The sequence below is a fragment of the Rhodohalobacter sp. genome (assembly GCF_041686455.1).
Classification (GTDB): Bacteria; Bacteroidota; Rhodothermia; order Balneolales; family Balneolaceae; genus Rhodohalobacter.
Window position 1 is genome coordinate 49,775 of sequence record NZ_JAWLDW010000004.1, and the last position, 18,563, is coordinate 68,337.

At 42.8% G+C, this 18,563-nt stretch carries 16 protein-coding genes; 9 read left to right on the forward strand and 7 right to left on the reverse strand.

The annotated features are described in order from the left end of the window. Positions 1-2: 2 nt before the first annotated feature. From ACESM0_RS01200 to ACESM0_RS01210, 3 genes are all read right to left on the reverse strand, one after another. Positions 3-2,402 carry an HD family phosphohydrolase gene (locus ACESM0_RS01200; RefSeq protein ID WP_372902832.1) on the reverse strand — a complete coding sequence of 800 codons (2,400 nt, stop codon included), beginning with the start codon at positions 2,400-2,402 and terminating at the stop codon, positions 3-5. Between the two features lie 133 nt (positions 2,403-2,535). Next, complete coding sequence (gene ligA, locus ACESM0_RS01205) at positions 2,536-4,530, reverse strand: NAD-dependent DNA ligase LigA (RefSeq protein ID WP_372902834.1); 1,995 nt, start codon at positions 4,528-4,530, stop codon at positions 2,536-2,538. A gap of 21 nt (positions 4,531-4,551) precedes the next feature. After that, entirely contained in the window at positions 4,552-5,640 is a 1,089-nt protein-coding gene (locus ACESM0_RS01210; protein ID WP_372902836.1) for a helix-turn-helix domain-containing protein, read from the reverse strand. Positions 5,641-5,975: 335 nt separating this feature from the next. Between ACESM0_RS01210 and ACESM0_RS01215 the strand changes: the two genes are divergently transcribed. The 7 genes from ACESM0_RS01215 (at position 5,976) to surE (ending at position 10,749) form a co-directional block, all read left to right on the forward strand. Further along, entirely contained in the window at positions 5,976-6,482 is a 507-nt protein-coding gene (locus tag ACESM0_RS01215) for a ComF family protein (RefSeq protein WP_372902838.1), read from the forward strand. 70 nt (positions 6,483-6,552) lie between these two features. After that, positions 6,553-7,191 carry a hypothetical protein gene (locus tag ACESM0_RS01220; RefSeq protein ID WP_372902840.1) on the forward strand — a complete coding sequence of 213 codons (639 nt, stop codon included), beginning with the start codon at positions 6,553-6,555 and terminating at the stop codon, positions 7,189-7,191. After that, positions 7,188-7,799: a histidine phosphatase family protein gene (locus ACESM0_RS01225; protein WP_372902842.1), complete on the forward strand. Its 612-nt coding sequence runs from the start codon at positions 7,188-7,190 to the stop codon at positions 7,797-7,799. Before ACESM0_RS01220 ends, ACESM0_RS01225 begins: the two co-directional genes overlap by 4 nt. A 31-nt stretch (positions 7,800-7,830) precedes the next feature. After that, the gene (gene ubiE / locus ACESM0_RS01230) at positions 7,831-8,520 is read left to right on the forward strand and encodes a bifunctional demethylmenaquinone methyltransferase/2-methoxy-6-polyprenyl-1,4-benzoquinol methylase UbiE (RefSeq protein ID WP_372902844.1); all 690 of its coding nucleotides are present in this window, start codon (positions 7,831-7,833) and stop codon (positions 8,518-8,520) included. A gap of 140 nt (positions 8,521-8,660) precedes the next feature. Then, positions 8,661-9,098 (forward strand): 3-hydroxyacyl-ACP dehydratase FabZ, encoded by a 438-nt coding sequence (fabZ, locus tag ACESM0_RS01235; protein WP_372902846.1) that lies wholly within the window; start codon positions 8,661-8,663, stop codon positions 9,096-9,098. Next, complete coding sequence (panB, locus tag ACESM0_RS01240) at positions 9,095-9,922, forward strand: 3-methyl-2-oxobutanoate hydroxymethyltransferase (protein ID WP_372902848.1); 828 nt, start codon at positions 9,095-9,097, stop codon at positions 9,920-9,922. The genes fabZ and panB overlap by 4 nt, the downstream gene beginning before the upstream one ends. 62 nt (positions 9,923-9,984) lie before the next feature. Further along, complete coding sequence (gene surE / locus ACESM0_RS01245) at positions 9,985-10,749, forward strand: 5'/3'-nucleotidase SurE (RefSeq protein WP_372902850.1); 765 nt, start codon at positions 9,985-9,987, stop codon at positions 10,747-10,749. On the opposite strand, the gene ACESM0_RS01250 is transcribed toward surE, so the two are convergent. Together ACESM0_RS01250 and ACESM0_RS01255 are read right to left on the reverse strand one after the other, a co-directional pair. Next, positions 10,744-11,601, reverse strand: a complete 858-nt coding sequence (locus tag ACESM0_RS01250; RefSeq protein WP_372902852.1) for a lipase family alpha/beta hydrolase — start codon at positions 11,599-11,601, stop codon at positions 10,744-10,746. The genes surE and ACESM0_RS01250 overlap by 6 nt on opposite strands. Then, complete coding sequence (locus ACESM0_RS01255; RefSeq protein ID WP_372902854.1) at positions 11,588-12,058, reverse strand: hypothetical protein; 471 nt, start codon at positions 12,056-12,058, stop codon at positions 11,588-11,590. Before ACESM0_RS01255 ends, ACESM0_RS01250 begins: the two co-directional genes overlap by 14 nt. Positions 12,059-12,173: 115 nt before the next feature. Between ACESM0_RS01255 and ACESM0_RS01260 the strand changes: the two genes are divergently transcribed. Beyond that, the gene (locus ACESM0_RS01260; RefSeq protein WP_372902856.1) at positions 12,174-13,322 is read left to right on the forward strand and encodes a hypothetical protein; all 1,149 of its coding nucleotides are present in this window, start codon (positions 12,174-12,176) and stop codon (positions 13,320-13,322) included. A 620-nt stretch (positions 13,323-13,942) separates the two neighbouring features. Here ACESM0_RS01260 and ACESM0_RS01265 read toward each other — a convergent pair. Beyond that, positions 13,943-15,223, reverse strand: coding sequence for a DUF4236 domain-containing protein (locus ACESM0_RS01265; RefSeq protein ID WP_372902858.1), 1,281 nt, complete (start codon positions 15,221-15,223; stop codon positions 13,943-13,945). 352 nt (positions 15,224-15,575) lie between these two features. On the opposite strand from ACESM0_RS01265, the gene ACESM0_RS01270 reads away from it, so the two are divergent. Then, entirely contained in the window at positions 15,576-16,688 is a 1,113-nt protein-coding gene (locus ACESM0_RS01270) for an NAD(P)/FAD-dependent oxidoreductase (protein ID WP_372902860.1), read from the forward strand. 249 nt (positions 16,689-16,937) lie between these two features. Here ACESM0_RS01270 and ACESM0_RS01275 read toward each other — a convergent pair. Continuing rightward, positions 16,938-18,563: DUF885 family protein (locus tag ACESM0_RS01275; protein WP_372902862.1), on the reverse strand; the 1,626-nt coding region annotated here is incomplete at its 5' end.

An 18,563-nucleotide genomic window follows, 5' to 3' on the forward strand; every position in this document is an offset into this window, starting at 1 on the left:
CGTTAAATCCCACTCTTCTCGTTACTGTCCTTTTCCTCGTCGATTGGAGGGTTTTCTGCAGAAGTCTGTTTATCGTCCTCTTGCTTAGACTTTTCTTCGTTCTGTTTTTTCTTCTTTTTTTCCTCAGGATACTCAATCCTGCTGTGATAGACTCCAACCAGGATATTCAGAAATGAATTTTTAATGGTCTGTATATGCTTGAACGTAAGAGGGCAGTTACTGAGCTGACCATCATTAATATTGTCGTCTATAAGTCTGTTAATAAGATTTTCGAGCTTGCTGTAATTGGGATCCTTCATCGCCCTTGATGCTGCCTCAACACCATCAGCAAGCAACAGAATACCCTGTTCCTTGGTATATGGAATAGGGCCGTCGTACCGAAAATCTTCTTCAGGTATTGTCTCTTTCTGATTTTGAGCTTTGCCGTAAAAATATTTAATCAGTGAGGTACCGTGGTGCGTTTTAATAAATTCAATAATCACATTCGGGAGATCGTGTTCTTTTGCAATCTTGACTCCCTCGCTAACATGGTTTTTAATAACCAACGCACTCATTTTTGGCTTTAGCTTATCGTGGTCGTTCGACTTATTCTGATTTTCAATAAAATAGGCCGGCTTATCCATTTTACCAATATCGTGATACATGGCGCCAACCCGGCACAATAGTCCATTCGCCCCAATTTCTGATGCTGCAGATTCCGCAAGATTCGCCACTTGGAGGCTATGGTGAAAGGTTCCCGGCGCTTCGTTCATTAATTTTTTCATTAATGGCAGATTGGTATCGCCCAGCTCTAACAGAGTAAAATCAGTGGTGATTTTGAAGAGCTTCTCAATCAATAGGATGAGTGGATAGGTGAAGAGAATAAAGATTGAATTGATAACAACAAAAAGTACATCTGTTGAAAACTGATCAAGACCGGTATAGCGTGTTAACGCGAAACCTCCCAATACAAAAAGATAACTTCCCATCACAACCCCGGGTGTTGTAAAGAAGAACTGTGATCTATTTTTAATATCTCGCACAGAAAAAACACCGAGGCTACAGGCAACGGTAGTGGCTATCAGATATTCAAAGCTGTTATCATGTATGATGCCTGTAATCATAGCCATAGTAATAGTTGCTGTAAGTCCAACCCGCGAGTCAAAAATGATAGTGAGAATGATTGGAGCTACGGCTATAGGCACTATATAGCTGTTAACGCTCTCTAACTGATATATAGCCGCGCTTCCTAGTATGAATAACCCCATCACAATAAAGACCAGCAGAAACATGGATGGGTTATTAAAAATTTTGAGCCTGTAAAGATAGATGTAGAAAAGAAAGACAAGTGCAGCAGCAATAATGACTAGTGCCTCGCCAATGAATCGCAGTAGTTTTTCGTGGTCTGTGGCGGTAATTGCTCGCGCTTCGGCGAGGCTTTCCAGCATATTTGCACGCTCTTCCGTTACAATATCGCCCTTGCGAATGATGATTTCACCCTGTTCAACGGCACCCTTTGTAGTGGCGATGTTGTCCATCTTTTCGCTTAAAATAGTTTCTGTATCTTCTTCGCTATAGATATAGTTTGGCTCTATAATCTTTGAAAATACTTCGAATCCTACTTCGGCAGCACTGCTTGTAAGAGACCTCTGGAGTTGGGATTCTGCGTAGTCCAAAGCTTCATTTGGATCAAAAGTACGCTCCACATTGATTGTACGTTCAGTTCGATCAATAAGATTACGAACAATAATTTCTTCCTGCTTAATATTCGATTTTGTGCGATCTACAATTCCCCTGTTAAGCAGTTCGGTGGCAATGTTGCGGACATTTGATTGAACTTGTTCAATCAGCAGGGTTTCATTTGACGATTCCAGCCGTTTAGACTCGTAATCGTTCAATATTGTATTCCAGGCTTCTTCTGAGAGATCCAAACCTGAGAGTCTTCTCTCCTGATAAAATCGGGTACTGTCTTCATCAGCAGTGCTTTCGCTGTTAAGCTTAGCTCTTTGCCATTGCAGATAGTTGTCTAAAACCGGTTGAAGTGTTCTGTAAACCGAATCGATTCTGGCATCTATAGAAACAATTGCATTTTGATCGGCATGAAATACAGGCGGTGTGTTTTGTCTGATCTCCTGCCGTTCCTCTTCAATTTCTGAAGACGATTTTTTTAGGGAAAACGTAAAAGGTGCGGTCAGGTCATCAGACCTCCAGGGTTCACCTATAGTGTAGCTTGCCACCGGCTGAAAAGTAGTTTGCGGCAATGTGATGAGGATAGAAATCACAAATACTGAGAAAATGAGAATCCGAAGATATTTAATCTTCTTTTTTTCGGCCTCTTTCAGTTTCTGTTTTTTCTTTTTTCCAATATTGGGTGAACTATTGCGAGTTTTTTGGCCTAAACCCAATTTTTCAAGAATGCTCATAATGATTGATTAGTAGAAAGGTAACCTCAACGTGTCACGAGTACCTGATTCATAGTATAGGGAAGGTGAGGTTCTATCAAAAATTGATTTTTAATGATAAATCATAATTATCGTTTAGATAGTGTGGGCACGGTTATTCGCCAATCATATCCAGAAATTCTTCCTCATCAATAATTGGTATGTCAAGCTTTTGAGCTTTATTTAGTTTACTGCCAGCTGACTCACCTGCGAGAACAAAGTCGGTGTTGGAACTAACGGATGAGCTTGTTTTACCGCCGTGTTTTTCAATCAAATCCGATGCTTCTTTACGAGTTAACGATGGTAAGGAGCCTGTGAGTACAAATTTCTTGTTTTCTAATACGTTTGAAACAACATCTGATTCACTCATTTCAAAGTTGAGGCCGGCTTCCCGCAGTTGTTCGATCAATTGAAGATTTTTTTTATGATCAAAAAACAGCTTAACTGATTCAGCGATTTTTGGTCCGATGGAGTCAACCTGAGTCATCTCTTCCTCAGAAGCGTTTATCAGGGCATCCATCGATTTAAAGTTCGAAGCCAGGTCTTTTGCCACGGTTTTTCCAACAAATCGAATGCCTATTGCATAAATGAGGCGTTCCAGTGGCTGTTCTTTACTTTTTTGAATAGCCTCAGTTAAATTTTGTGCACTTTTTTCAGCCATTCTTTCTAATGGAATAAGGTCTTTTTTTTCAAGCTTGTAGAGATCAGCATAGGTTGAGATAAGATTCTCATCGATCAACTGTTCAACGATCGCCTCTCCAAGGCCATCAATATCCATGGCATCCCTTGATGCAAAGTGTTTAATTCGTTCCCTTACCTGTGGCGGGCATTGCGGATTGATACATCTCCATGCTACTTCATCGTCCAGCTTTTCCAGTTTTTCGTTACATGCCGGACAATTTTCAGGCATTGAAAAAGAGGGAGCTCTGTCTTCTCTGTCAGGATTTACTACACTCAGCACCTGAGGAATAATTTCTCCGGCCTTTTCAATTACTACCGTGTCTCCGGGTCGAATATCTTTACGGAGTATTTCATCTTCGTTATGAAGAGAAGCTCTTTTTACGGTTGTCCCGGCCAGTTGCACAGCTTTTAGTTCGGCAACCGGGGTAATCTTACCCAATCGTCCTACCTGAAGAGTTATAGACTCGAGAAGGGTAGAGGCTTGTTCGGCTTCAAATTTGTATGCTATAGCCCAGCGTGGAGCTTTTGATGTATAGCCTAGTTCATCGCGGTATCGATCTTCATTTACTTTTAAAACAACACCGTCAATCTCGTAAGGGAGTTGATGTCTCAGTTCGTCCCACTCTTCAATTACGCCGAATATTTCATCAATGGATTGGCACACCTTAAAATTATTGCTAACGGGAAACCCCAAATCTCGAAGGAGATCCATTTTTGATTTTTGAGTTGGATAATCCGTTTGATCTTCCAGTAAAAGATCAAAAGCAAAAAAGCGAATGGGCCTTCTCGCAACTTCTCGCGGATCCTGCATCTTCAGGGATCCGGCCGTTGAGTTCCGGGGATTCGCAAACGGTTGCAGTCCCTGCTCATCCCGGTATTCATTTAAGCGTACAAAGGCCTCTTTTTCCATGTAAGCTTCTCCTCGAATTTCAAGCATCTCAATTCCGGTGTCTACATTAAGAGGGATGTCTGAAATGGTTTTCAGGTTTTGAGTGATTTCGTCACCGGTTGTGCCATCCCCCCGTGTGGCACCTAAAACAAATACACCATTTTCGTAGCGAAGTCGGATAGAAGCGCCGTCAAATTTCATTTCAACGGCGTAAGTAAATTCAATATCCCCCAGAATGTTGCGCACTCTTCGGTCAAAATCACGAAGTTCATCTTCGTTGTATGTGTTGTCCAGGCTGAGCATAGGCTGCGGATGCTCAACGTTGGGAAATTCGCTGCTGGGTTGTTCACCAACTCTTTGAGAGGGTGATCCTTCCACATCCAGATCAAATTCGGACTCAAGTTTGTGCAACTCCTCCAAAGCCTGATCGAATTCTAAATCACTAATGAAAGGTTTCGCTTCCTGGTAGTAGGCCCGGTTTGCATCTTCGATCAACTCTCGAAGTTCTTCAGCCCTGGCCTTCGCCTCTTGTTTATTCATTCCTGAAAAATAGTTGTGATTTTAAAAAGATGGTCTGAGGACAACAGAGTCGGGTTCGGCTACGTTCGGGGGCAGTTCAAGCGGAACCGGTGATGCCCATCTTTCTTCATCTTCAAAAATATCTCGTGTCAATTCTACAGAATTCTGTTCTTCATTGAAATACTCCTGACGGAAATTGTCAATCCGGTGTCCATTCAGGAAAAGAAGCATGCGCCCGTATTGACCACGAACACGAATGGTATCGCTGAACTCAAAATTAAAGGCTTTACCCTGCTCCAGCCAGTAGGGATCTACCCGGGGTTTTAGGTCGCTCCAAACGCGTATAGGTTCAAGACGATCCGTCGCTGCGTAAATGGTTAGGTAAAGAGTTTCTTCCAGTTCTGTAGGAACATCAATTTCTGGTTCTTGGGTGGGTGATTCTGTGATTTCCAATGGAATTCCGGATTCATCCTCCTGAATAGTTTCTTCGGGAGCGGGCGGGGTACTTGTAATCTGGGGTTCGTCTGTTGCAAAAAAGTCATTTGTAAAAATATAGTAGGTTGTAAGTAACACTACAAGCACGATCAGACCAATACCAATTAAACGAACTGGGGCATTATTTCGGTTGGTTGAAAATCTCTTCCCCATATCGGCCCAGTTTATGTTGCGAACATTCGGTGGTTCCGGCCGGCTCGATTTTTTTGGACGATTTGTAACGTCAGGTGCGTCGTATTGATGAGAAGTTCCAGCTTGATCAAAAACTTCGTTCTTTTTAGTTGATTCATCTGCAGAATCGTCAGCAGGTTTATCTTCCGGAATTTTTTTATCTACCGGTTTTGCTGAAGGGGGTGCCAGTTCAGGATAGGCTTTTAAAAGCTGATGATCATATCCTCCAACTTCTAATGCATCCAGGGCTTCCAAAACCAATTGATCATCGAGCCCCAGCTTACGGCCATAGGTGCGAACAAAACTTCTAATGTAGGTTTGAATCTCTTTTGATTCTTCAAAAATTGAATCGTCCTCAATGGATTTCAGTGTTGAGAGAGGAATCTTCGTTGCATTTTGAATGTCATGAATAGTGAGATCGAGGTGTTCTCGAATTTTGATTAAATCTTTCCCTAGTGAAGGCATAAAATTTGTTTTTGAATTGTTTTCGCTGATCAAATCTAATTAAATATAGGGCTTTCCAAAAGATTCAACCTAAAAAGTACCACAATTTGTAAGGAACGGAGAAAAAATGGTTCATATAATTATAACAAGGATATTTTAATTCTATTCTTTCATCTATGTGGAAAATATTGGAACCATATTTTGAACTGCTGTTTCCCGTAATTTGTCCATGTTGTGGTTCATCAATTCAGCAACCAGATAAACATCTATGTAATTGGTGCGCCAAAGAGAGGTTTGAGTATTCTGGACTCGATCCAGACCTGATTTTGCCGGATTCTGTTAAACTTCAGTTTTCGATGTGGAAGTTTGATAAAGGAGGATATTTACAGCAAATGCTTCATAATCTTAAGTATAATTATCTACAGTCAGTGGGTGTGGATTTAGGCGGTCTATTGGCAGAGAAATTTTTGTCGCAGTCTCATATATATCTGGATGAAATATTTAGACATGCTGAACCGATTATTGTTCCGATTCCCCTTCATAAAAGTAAGCTGCGAAAAAGGGGGTTTAATCAGGCCGGAGCTTTGGCAACAGGTTTTGCAAAAAAGACAGGATGGAAAATTATCCGAAAGGGAACTGTTTTGCGAGTAAAGAGAACAAAAACACAGACAGGCCTTTCTGTTGAAAAAAGAACGGGAAATTTGAAAAATGCATTTTTGGTGAAAGGAAAGATTGAATTAGAAGACAAGATTCCTGTAATCATAGACGACGTATTTACGACAGGTGCAACCACATTCGAATTAGCCGGCGTTCTGCATAAAATAAGTAATCCGGCAGTTATCGTTACGGTAGCAAAAGCGTAAACTGAATAACTGCAGCATCTATGGGGTTTTCAGTTCTTTTTCTCCACAATAGAGGCTATCTTTAGCCATTATGTTTTCAAAGAAGTCTCACTCAATAAATATACTGGAAACCCCATTCTCTACCGTCACTTCAGGCGGTCACTGGTTCCATGCAACCAGGGAAACCGTCGAAAAGTACGTGCCCGGTTTGCTAAAAAAATATTCGTTCGAAAGTCTGATTTCCAAAGCAGTAACCTGGATTGATAGTGCAGATTCATTAGCCATGTTACTCTATCTCGGTTTGGCTTTTATTATGGATACTTGGTTGGCAGCAGTTATTGCATTTATTTTCCACTACTGGTGGTATCATAGAAAAAGTGCATTTGTAAATATTGTATTTGAAAAAACGGTGAGGATTTTAAATTCAGAACTTCTTCAGGTTTCGGTTGCCGCTGTAGCTCTTAGTTTTATGGGCATCAATGAAATGTATTTAGCTGTCTCAATTGGAATTATCTACTTTTTCCTCTTCAAAATAAGCTTGTTGAGAAGGCTTTGGGATAAGTTCGATTCAAACCGTAAAGGGGATAAACTTCCGTTAAACGATCGAGTACTAAAGATGGTTTTAATACGATATGCCGTCTATGAGGATATTCCGCCGGTTGAAGTAGAAAAACTGGATCAGCAAATCAGACAGGCAGTCATCGATTTTAACACAAAAAAGAAAAAATGAGTGTGAAACGGCTTTTAATAGCGCGTCACGGAGAAACGGATTATAACTTAAAGGGACTGCTACAGGGAAGAAGCATTGACGCTCCGCTGAATGAGACAGGGTGGACCCAGGCAGAAAAACTATCCAGCTACTTAACCAACTACACAGCAGATAAGCTGTATTGCAGTTCGTTACAGCGAACCTGGCAAACAGCAAAACCCTTTAGCGAGAAGCATCAACTCGAAACAGTGCGTGAAAAAGGTCTCGACGAGATGGATTTCGGGGAATATGAAGGAATTCCATACATGGATGCTTCAGACGATTTAAAGAAACTTAAACTGATCTGGCAATCCGGCAGCCTGAACACACCGATACCGGGAGGCGAATCTCCGGTCGAAGTATTTGAAAGAGCAAATGACGTAATACAACGCGATATTGAAAACCGTAAGAGTGATACTTTGGTTTATGTATTGCATGGCCGATTGATCCGAATCTTGCTATCAAAATGGCTGGGATACGGGTTGGAAAACATGCACAAAGTTGAACATCAGAACGGGGCTGTAAATCATCTTGTTTATGACGATGGATTTAAGGCTGTGTACCTGAATAAAACCGATCATTTGAAGTGAAATTGATTCTTATTTAAAGTTTTGTAGAGTTATGAGTGAAAAAGTTAGAAATATGTTTGCCGATATTGCCGATGACTATGATCGGATAAACGGCATTTTGTCTTTTGGCGTGCACAATGCATGGAGAAAGAAAACGGTGCTTGAAAGCAGAGCAAAGCCGGGTGACAGGGTATTGGATTGCGCAACAGGAACAGGTGACTTGGCTCTTGAGTTTAAAAAAACGGTAGGCCACCAAGGGTATGTACTGGGCACAGATTTCTGCAAAGAGATGATAGAACACGCTCCGGCAAAAGCAGAAGATGAAAATCTTGTGGTTGAGTTTGAAGTTGCCGATGCAATGGACCTTCCTTACGATGATAATTCATTTGATGTAACCAGTATCGCTTTTGGAATTCGAAATGTTGATGATCCTTCAGTTGCATTGAAAGAGATGGCAAGGGTTGTAAAACCGGGAGGCCGGGTGGTTGTGCTGGAATTTGGCCAGCCGGAAGGGCTGATCCGATATCCTTATCAGTTTTACAGCAAACACGTAATGCCAACGGTAGGTGGATGGATTAGTGGAAATCGTGAAGCTTATACCTACCTACCTGAAACGAGTGCTAAATTTCCGGCAGGTGACAAATTTCTGAACTTGATGAACCAAACAGAATCTTTCTCTTCAACGAAAGCTATAAAACTTACCGGCGGAATTGCTTACGTCTATGTGGGTACCGTAGCTTAGATTTGTTATATTCACAAACAATAATAGCATTTTGGGTATGAATTTAAGACATGGTGATGTCAATCTGAATATCTTTAAATACCCAAAGATGTTGACTACTGTGCAGGCCAATAATTTTTATAATTTTATAAGCTAAGAACATGAAAATCGAAGAGATTAAAAATTACATTCCACATCGCTACCCCTTCCTTTTGATAGACCGGGTTATTGAACTGGAAGAAGATCGAATTGTGACTATTAAAAATGTCACTGTAAATGAAGATTATTTTAACGGACACTTTCCGGGATCTCCTATTATGCCGGGAGTACTTCAGGTAGAAGCGATGGCACAAACGGGGGCATTAATGATTATGAAAAATCAGGTTGATGATCCGGAAAATACGCTGATGGTGTTTACAGGAATCAAAAATGCGAAATTCAGAAAAAGCGTGGTTCCAGGAGATCAGCTTCGAATAGAGGTAAAGCTTGATAGCCAGAGAAGAAATTTTATCACCATGGTAGGTAAGGCAACAGTTGATGACAAGGTTGTCTGTGAACTGGAAGCATCAGCTGCACTTGTATCAAAGGATAACGCATGAGTACTGAACTTCCTTCCCAAAAAAGAGACAAGGTAACTACTCAAACCGTGGTAGATATGAAACGCCACGGTGAAAAAATCAGCATGCTTACCGCGTACGACTTTACCATGGCCGGAATTATAGACGGTGCCGGAGTGGATGTAATTCTGGTTGGTGACTCTGCAAGCAATGTAATGGCAGGACACGAAACTACTGTTCCAATGACAATGGACCAGATGATTTATCATACACAGTGTGTGGTGCGTGGTGTAGACCGGGCTTTGGTTATTGCTGATTTGCCATTTATGAGCTACCAGGTAACAACGAAAGAAGCTTTAAAAAGTGCTGGCAGAATGATGAAAGAAGCAGGTGCACACGCTGTTAAAATGGAAGGTGGTGATCCTATTTCCAATACGGTGAAGCGAATTGTAGAGGCCGGTATTCCGGTAATGGGTCATTTAGGCCTCACACCACAGAGCATATATCAATTTGGCACCTATAAGGTGAGAGCCAAAGAGGAGCAGGAAGCAGATCAGCTTTTGAAAGATGCCAAAATTCTTGAAGAGGCGGGTGTGTTTTCCATTGTTCTCGAAAAAATTCCTTCAAGCTTAGCCAAGCGCGTTACTGAATCCGTATCTGTACCTACAATTGGAATCGGTGCAGGCCCGCACTGCGATGGTCAAGTTTTGGTTTTGCACGATATGCTGGGATTAAACAAAGATTTTTCCCCGCGTTTTCTTAGAAGATATGCAGATTTGCATTCCGAAATGGATAATGCGGTAAAAGAATATATTGATGATGTGAAAAGCGGCGATTTTCCGAATGAAGAAGAGCAGTATAAGTAATCTGCGGAATCCAGATCAGTTTTTCCAGCGGATGAGATTTGAAAAAAGATAATTATTAGTAGATGTCAAAACCTCGTAAGCCTCTGATTTTAGTTTGTAATGATGACGGAATTTTTTCCCAGGGGATTCAGGCGCTCGCTGAAGTAGCTGATGAATTTGGTGATGTTGCCATTATCGCTCCGGATCGACAGCAGAGTGCTGTTGGTCACGCCATAACCGTTTCTACTCCGCTTCGTGCACGCCCTTTTCGGATTGACGGACGTTTTGACGGACAGGCCGTATCCGGAACTCCCGCCGACTCTGTAAAACTGGCTCATAATCAGCTTTTGGACCGAAAACCGGACCTGGTAGTGAGTGGTATCAATCACGGAAGTAATGCGGGGATAAACATTCTCTATTCGGGAACTGTAAGTGCAGCTACGGAAGGCACCATTCTGGGTTATCCCTCAATTGCTGTATCCTGTACCGATTTTGACGAAGACGCCGATCTGTCCGGATGTCAGGATGCTGCTCGTAAAGTGATCGGATATGTTTTAAATCACGGATTACCCAGAGGAGTTACCCTTAACCTGAATGCGCCATCAGGTCCTTTAAAAGGGATTAAATGGGCACGCCAGGCGAACAGCCGGTATGTGGAAGAATTTGAGGGCAGGGTTGATCCCCACAATCGTAATTACTATTGGATGACGGGTAAATTTCAGCTTTTAGATGAGGATGAAAAAAACGATATCTCTATCCTGGAGAAAGGATATGCATCACTCACACCAATTCAGTATGATCTGACAGCCTACTCTCTTCTGAACGACTTGAAAGATATTGAATTATAAGCTGTTATTTTTCAGTGTTTTGGCTATATCGAGCCACATCTGGTTCACCAACGGTTTCCGCTCTTTGCTAACCTGGAGATCGATCTGCTCGAGATGGCTAAGCGAGTACTCACCAATATGCTCGCCCCAAACGGCGCTATCTGCAGTTACGAAAGAGTCATTCACACCCTCTTTTTGATAAATCAGCTGATTTTGCAGACGCAGAATTGGATTCAAGGGATACTTGGTTCCTTTTCCTACACAAGCACTGATCGAAAAGTATTGAATATCTTCGTGATTAGGAGTTGACGGATTGAATGTCTCCTTAATGTAGTTTCGTGTCAATTGCTCAACAGCAGCGACGGCATTACTTTTCTGATCCGGAAATACATTCTCACCAAACCAGTTCATTAGTTCATTCAGTTTCTCCTTGAGTAGCTCAGGAGTGGTCAAAACAATTTCGGCGAGGCTTGTGCCGTGGTGAGGTGTAGCAACGGTTGTGAGGGAAGCCACCGAGCTGCTGATGCCGAGGTTATGGATAGCGTACCTCATATCCAGGCCTCCCATGCTGTGAGCAATAACATTGAACTTTTCATACCCATACTTTTCCTGAAGCTGTTTAATGCGCTCAGACCACTGGCTGGCACGTATTTCGATTGTAGCGTAGGGCACTATGTTTGGAGCAAAGGCTTGAATTCCAAAACTTCTGAGACGCAGACAGGAGTCGTGCATCGGAGAAGGTTTCATCAGCATAGACATACTTCCATACCCGTGGCAAAGCAGTACCGGATGGTTAAGTTGAATAATATCCGGTTGGGGGAATTCATCGAGCTTAAGCTTCTTTAGATATTTTTGAGGTTCAATCCACTTCATGAGAATCCTGGCCGGGTAAAATTTCTGGTTGATTTTGCTGCAGTATCAAATCCTGATCATCCTGTATAATAAGTGTTCTGTAGATCTGGTCATTAACCAACAAGTGCAATCGCATATCTTTTGCAGGAAACTCTACCTTGGCAACCGGATTGATTCGATAAGGCCATAATTCCTGTTTCATTGTATAATGTAAAGTGGTCTTTGAAAAGTTGGGAGCTACTCTAATGTTATAAACACTCCGCGAAAAAACAGAATCTACCTGAATATCTCTTTTACGAACCTGATTTGAGGCAATATTAAAGTCTTCGAGTGTTAATGTGATCAGAGAATCTATCTGTGAACTGCGGACCAGTTTTTTTTGTGTTATTGGAGAAGTGCCAATTAACAAATAGGTAGCCAGAATGCAGGATAGAGCTAGTAAAATTACAATAAATTTCCGTCTGCTTTCAGACTGCATAAATATAAACCCTGTGATTAACGGTTAACCTGGTTTTAACGATTTTGAACAGAACATTGTGGCCTGTACTTTCTACAGATATTTAAAATCATAATGTAAGAATTGATTTCGACTGATGGCATACCGATTTCAAAAGATTGATTCAAAAAAAGAGATCGATCTCTTTCATGAATTCCCCTTTTCTATTTACAGAGACTATCCCAAATGGATACCGCCGTTTCGATTTGAAGTTGAAAATGTTTTTAACTCCGAGAAGAACTCCTTTTTTGATGGGGGAATTTGTGAGCGCTATTTGATGTATCAGAGGGAGAAATTGGTTGCACGATTTGCCTTGATGAATCACCCTGAAAAGGATACTGCGCTATCTCCAAAAATGGGCGGGTTGGGTTTTCTGGAGATGATTGATGACCAATCTGTTGCGGATGAAGTTATTCGATTTGCTAAGATGTGGCATAAAAAACATAATTACTCTGCTTTTCGCGGGCCGGTCAATTTTGGGCAGAATATGAATTACTGGGGGCTTTTGGTAGAGAACTTTGACGAGCCGCCTATTTATGGAATGCTTTATCACCCGCCATATTATAAAAAGCTGATTGAAAATACTGGTGCTGAAAAGCTGGACGATCACTGGAGTTATAAGCGGGATTTTGCTGAGCCTATCCCCGAAAGAATGGTTCGTATTACGGACCGAATTGAGAGCCGGCCTGATGTGAGTACGCGTCCTATTGATATGAAAAATCTAAAAACAGATGCGGAATCAATTCGAATAATTTACAATCAGGCGTGGCGCCATCAGGATATCTCAGAGCGGGAGGATGAGTTTACGGAGCTGACCAGTGAAGCAACTCAACAGATGGTTCAGGATTTGAAAAGAATCATGATTCCGGAGAGTATCCAGCTTGCATTTGTGAATGGAGAGCCGGCTTCATTTTCAGTTTCCATTCCGGATCTGAATGAAATTTCTGCCGAAACGGGAGGTAAACTGAATTGGTGGCATATTCCGAAACTGATGCGTTTTAAGCACAGGGTTATGCATCTTAGAACAATGGTTTTTGGAACACTTCCAAAGTATCGAAAGCTTGGTTTAGAAGCCCTGGTGTTTGTTCGGGGTATTCAGATGACACATCAGGCGGCGCCAACACTTGAGTACCTGGAGGGGGCGTGGGTCAGCGAAAAGAATTGGCTGATGCAGCGAAGCCTGGAAGCGCTGGGGTGTGTACATCACAAAACCCATCGAACATATCGTTGGGATGTTGACAATTAAAAGACCTGTCAGCACCCACCGGATCTGGCAGCGTCTGATTTTCTCGCAGATTTGCGCGGATTACTGCGCTGAGTTTCGCAGAAATATTTGTTGAGCACCTTTGTGTTTTCCGTGCTTCCGTGGCAAAATAAACGCTATGGCCAAAAAGGTACGAGGACCCGAAGTTTCACCAAGAGTATAGTTAAATAATGTGAGTTCGATATAAAATGAATGTAAAGGTATTGAAAAAGTCCCCTCCTTTTTCAAGGAGGGGCTCCGAGCGAAGCGATTCCCACGAAGTGATATAGGGGTGGTTAAAACCACTATCAGATTAGGTTTGAAGCCTTTATTCATCAAGGCTACCTCCCCCATGCCCTCCTTACACCCCGACGTTTCGTGGGCAGGCAGGAGTGGAGAATCATATTCAAGATACTTATGTCGAACTCACGTTAAAAATGAAAAGCCTCAAATTGTGAGGCTTAATATATTAGCCGGTCATTCATGACCGGGCTTCATCTATTTCTCGCGGGGATAAATCCCGCGCTCGTGTGTTAAACCCATGAATGGGTTTTGTGGAGTTGGTGATTTTTTTAAAACGTGTTTGAGACGCTGCCAGGTCCTGTCGGACGCTTGCAGGTCGTTTAATTCACTTTATTTTCAATAATCTTCTCAAGCCTCGCCGCGATGATCATTGGAAATTTTGAGGTAAGGAAAATTGGATTTTTCCTCCCGGAAATGGTGATTTCAATCGTGTTTGCTTCCAGGTCTGTAATTACATCCAAAACTTTATTGAGGCGATACTCCTTTGAACCTGATCCGAATATAATAAACCTCCGATCTGTAATAACCAACGTACCTTCAATTTGGATATCATATCCCAGCTTTCTGTATTGAATCCGTTTGTGCTGAAAACGATCCTGAACACGTTCTTCAAGCAATCGAACATCTTCAAAAACCGCATAACAGTGTTCACCTCTGACCAAAGGAATGGGGCAATCAGACTCTTGCATTGGGCTCTCCATCTCTTGTCTAACAGATGATGCCAAATTGAGGTATTGAAGCTCCTCAAATATAAACTGCTCAGAAAGATTAAGCTTTTTAATGAGACCTCGAATTTGTATCTCTTCCTCTTCAGTAAGGAGATGGTCTTCCAAAACAGCATCCAACCTGCGGGTTAGAATCGTCTGTTTTGTATTATTGATGAACTCATCGCTGACCGGAATCTGTTTTTCAAGTTTGTTGTATGAAAATATGTAATCATCATCCAGTTTTTCCATCGCTATCTGGATGATTACGGAGAAAAGATCCGGCATAAAGCGTTCGTTGAAGCGTTTGGGTGCTTTTGTCTCAAATTGGTGCATTACGTCTAATTCCACAGTCTTCGGGTCTTTTTCAAACGCATCTGCAATGGTTTCAACCATTTTGTGTCCCTTCATTCGCCAGCTGTAATCACTAATTATAGACCAGGAGATCAGAAGAAAACCGGCAGCTGAGGCTGCCCATACGATTGGATTAGGAATTGCTACTGAGACTGCGATGAGGAAAACGAGTAAAACCCACATCATCGGATTCTTATAGCGGGGAGTCGTATCTAAGAGCTCTGGCCACGGATGCGGCTCGATCAGGTCGTAGGGTGAGGGGAAAGTTGCGCCCGTATCTACAAAAAGATCGGTTGTGCCGTTTGTATTGATCTCAACCGGCCGTCCATCAGGTTTAATATGATCAGGCGAACGGCGTGTTTTTTTTCTTTTCCCGAGTCGCTCACGATAATAAAGCCCATGCCTGCCGCCATAGAGGTAAGCTCCGTTTCGATTGAGTCCAATTCGAGCACCTGTGACTCCACCTGAAACGCCAACTCCCCCTTTGGACAGGTTGATACGTAATGGCCCGGCTTTAAATGCTTTTCTTATGAAAAATCCCATGGCGTCAAAACTCCGAAAGATTTAACCGGAATACAACAGAATGGATCTAAATTTTATGATTTCATATCATACAGTTAATCAAATCCGCTTCTGATAAAATCACCTGATAACCTGAGTTCGATTGTTGAATGTAAAAGTCCCCCTTATTCAAGGAGGATTTAGGGGGATGTTTATCATAAAGTGTAAAAATTCGATGGACACCCCTCTAAATCTCCCCTTGTTAGGGGAGACTTTTTTCTTAGGTTACTGAAAAAATTATTAATTGAACTAAGGTTGATATGTTTCGAATTGTTTCCCGTTTGTCTATGAGTGGTTTGGCCCGTAAGTTTCACTAAATTAAATGCTACTTTATATGTCAGATTATTATGCAGCTGTTTTTGGGGCCGGTATTTCCGGTTTATCAATGGCCAATCAACTTCATCAAAGAGGTAAAAAAGTTCTTCTGATTGACCCGTTTAGGGCTGATCCCGAGGCTCCCGGGCCGCCGGCCGCAATGGTCAATCCTTCGGCAGGTCGGAAAGGAAATCTGGTTTGGGAAAGTGAAAAATGTTTAAATGAATTTCGATCAAATATTGATAAGCTCTCCGAGCAATCCGGCAGAAGCGATCTTTTTAATGCCACGGGAGTGTTGCGTCCGGCCATCACCGAAGAGCTGGCAGAAAATTTTAAAAAATCACTTGATGAGCAGCCGTGGCCTGAGGGTTGGGTGGAGTGGCTCGAACCGAATGAAATTGAGGAGATCAATCCGGGAATAGCTGAAAACTATGGAGGATACTTCATTAAACCGGGACTGACGGTTTTTGTGGACAACTACCTGAATACGTTTCGAAAAGTATTGACAGATGGCGGTGTAACGTTCAGCGGTTTGAAAACGACTTACGAATTTCACGAGTCGGACTTTTTACTTACTGATGAAGAGGGAAACACCGCAACCGCAGAGCATGTGATTGTTTGTGCCGGCGCCGATACTCCGGGATTTGATGACTGGGCCGAGCTTGGAATACAGCGCGTGAAGGGTCAAGTGGCCATTTTTGAAACTGACAAAGAACTACCATGGAAGCACGGACTCTCCGCTTTGGGGTATATTCTCCGCAGAAAGCCGAACGAGGTGATTGTGGGCTCAACGTATGAACACCATTTTGAAGATGTGGATATCACAGATGAGGCATATAACCGGCTTTTTGGGAAACTTGAGAAAATTCTGCCGGAGATCAGTAAAAGCGTGAAAAAGACCGGACAGCTTGCGGGCGTCCGAGGAACAGCACCCAATCATCTTCCGGTGTTGGGAAGACACCGAAACAATCCACAGCTCTGCATCTTTTCCGCAATGGGTTCGAAAGGACTGATATATTCGGAGTATATGGCTTCAATTCTGGCTGATCATTTAGTTTCAGGTTCAGAAATACCTGACGAGTTAGATACTGAAAGAATTTACCGCCGTCTGCGAAAGAAGGGGAAGATTTAGGAGAGTGGATTCACCGCAGAGGCGCGGGGTGCGCTGAGTGATTTTAAATTATCTAACTAATTTGAGTTTGATAACATAATATATCCCCTCATTTCTAAGAAGGGGAATAAGGGGAGGTTCAAATAAGTCAGGCTCACTTTTTATACTTTTTTGAAGTAACAAATGCTGGTCCAACCACCCCCAGCCCCTCCTTCATAAGGAGGGGATTCTATATGTTCCTACTGCGAATCTCTGTACCGCCGCGGTGAACTACATCCCTTCGATGTAATCGCCGAATTTCCAGCTGGATTCGAAGTCGGTACTGAGCTCCTGTCCGGTTAAAATAGCTTTGACCATTGCAACCGGCATGCTGTTGTTTTGAAGAACTGTGTTGTGGAATTCCTTTTCGCTCATTTCACCTGAATCTACGAGCTCTATTCTGAGTGAGTAGAACTGCATGGCTCCGACCATGTAGGCGATCTGATAGAGGGGGCCGTAGTTACCTTCAAAGGATCGCCGTACTTCCGCTTCAGCATTCGCATATTCATGACCCACTTTATCAACCAGGTAGTCGATTGACTGCTGAGGTGTCCAGTTACCTAAATGGTAGTTCAGGGAGAACACAATTCTTGCCGCCCGGTGCATTCTCCAGTAGAGCATCCCGATTCGGTCTTCAGGACTGTTTGCAAATCCTTTTTCCCAGAGAACGAATTCCCAGTAGAGTGCCCAGCCTTCGGTCCAGAACGGGGTTCTGAACATTCGGCGCTGTGTTTCATAGCGTTGATTCATAAACTGTTGCAGGTGGTGACCCGGAATCAGCTCATGATGCACTACCGCTTTCGAAAAGTGAGGATTATTCCCGCGCATGCTCATCATTTTCTCTTCATGAGTCATGGTGTGAGTAGGATAGGCAATCCGAACCGTCTCACCGCCCAGAAAGAACGGGGCGATACGCTGCCACTCCGGACTTAGCATCATCATTCTCCAGGTCTCCTTGGCAAGTTCAGGGATGGTTACCAGGTCCCGCTCTTCCAAAAAGTTTTCTGCCTCAAGTGCCAGGTCCCGAACCAGGTCGGGCTGTTTTCCGGCAGGGAGGTAGGTGGTTTTTACCTGTTCCAGAGCCGCTTTCCAGTCGTCACCAAAACCAAGTTTGTTTGAAGCTTTCAGCATTTCACGCAGGGTCCAGTCGTACTGCTCGTTTGCAATCTCAATCAGCTCCTGCGGAGTGTAAGAGATCAACTCAAAGGCCAGCCGACGATTGATCTCATCCTCGCCGATTGGGTTGCCGGTAATTCCGCTTTCGTCCACAACTTCTTGTTCTTCATCGAAATGTTCAGCAGACAGTTCAGTATAAGACTCAAACGACTCTTTGAGCAACTCAAAAGGTGACTCAACCCACCAGTTGAAATCGGGCGAGTATCCATAGTAGAATGAGTAGGCTTCTTCGACGGCATCTTTTAACTCCTCAATGGCATCTGATAAATAGGCCGCATCTCTCTTGGTGAGTGGTTCTGCTTCCTTTAGTTGATTCTGTTTCCTTTCAACGTCATGGTACCAGCTGTTCATCCATTCGGCTACTTTTTGTCCTTCAACAGAATGCCCCCTCCGGCGCAGCTGAATAAATTCCATGATTTCATCAGCGGCAGGCAAGTATGATGCAATTCGGTTGTACTGCTTGCGCTCTTCCTGTAAGAAATAGAGAGACCGGTTCAAGCTGTTCTGAAATAGCAGATAGTCCACCTGGTCCGAGTGAGAGAGGTCGTCAAAACTTAGAGAGTTTAGTTTCTGAATCTGGCTGTTGTAAAACTGTTCAAAGCGATCGAAGTGCTGATCGGATGGCTGAACAGAGTAGGTACGATTAAGTGCTCCCCAGTCGGCTTGATAGTGGGTGATGAG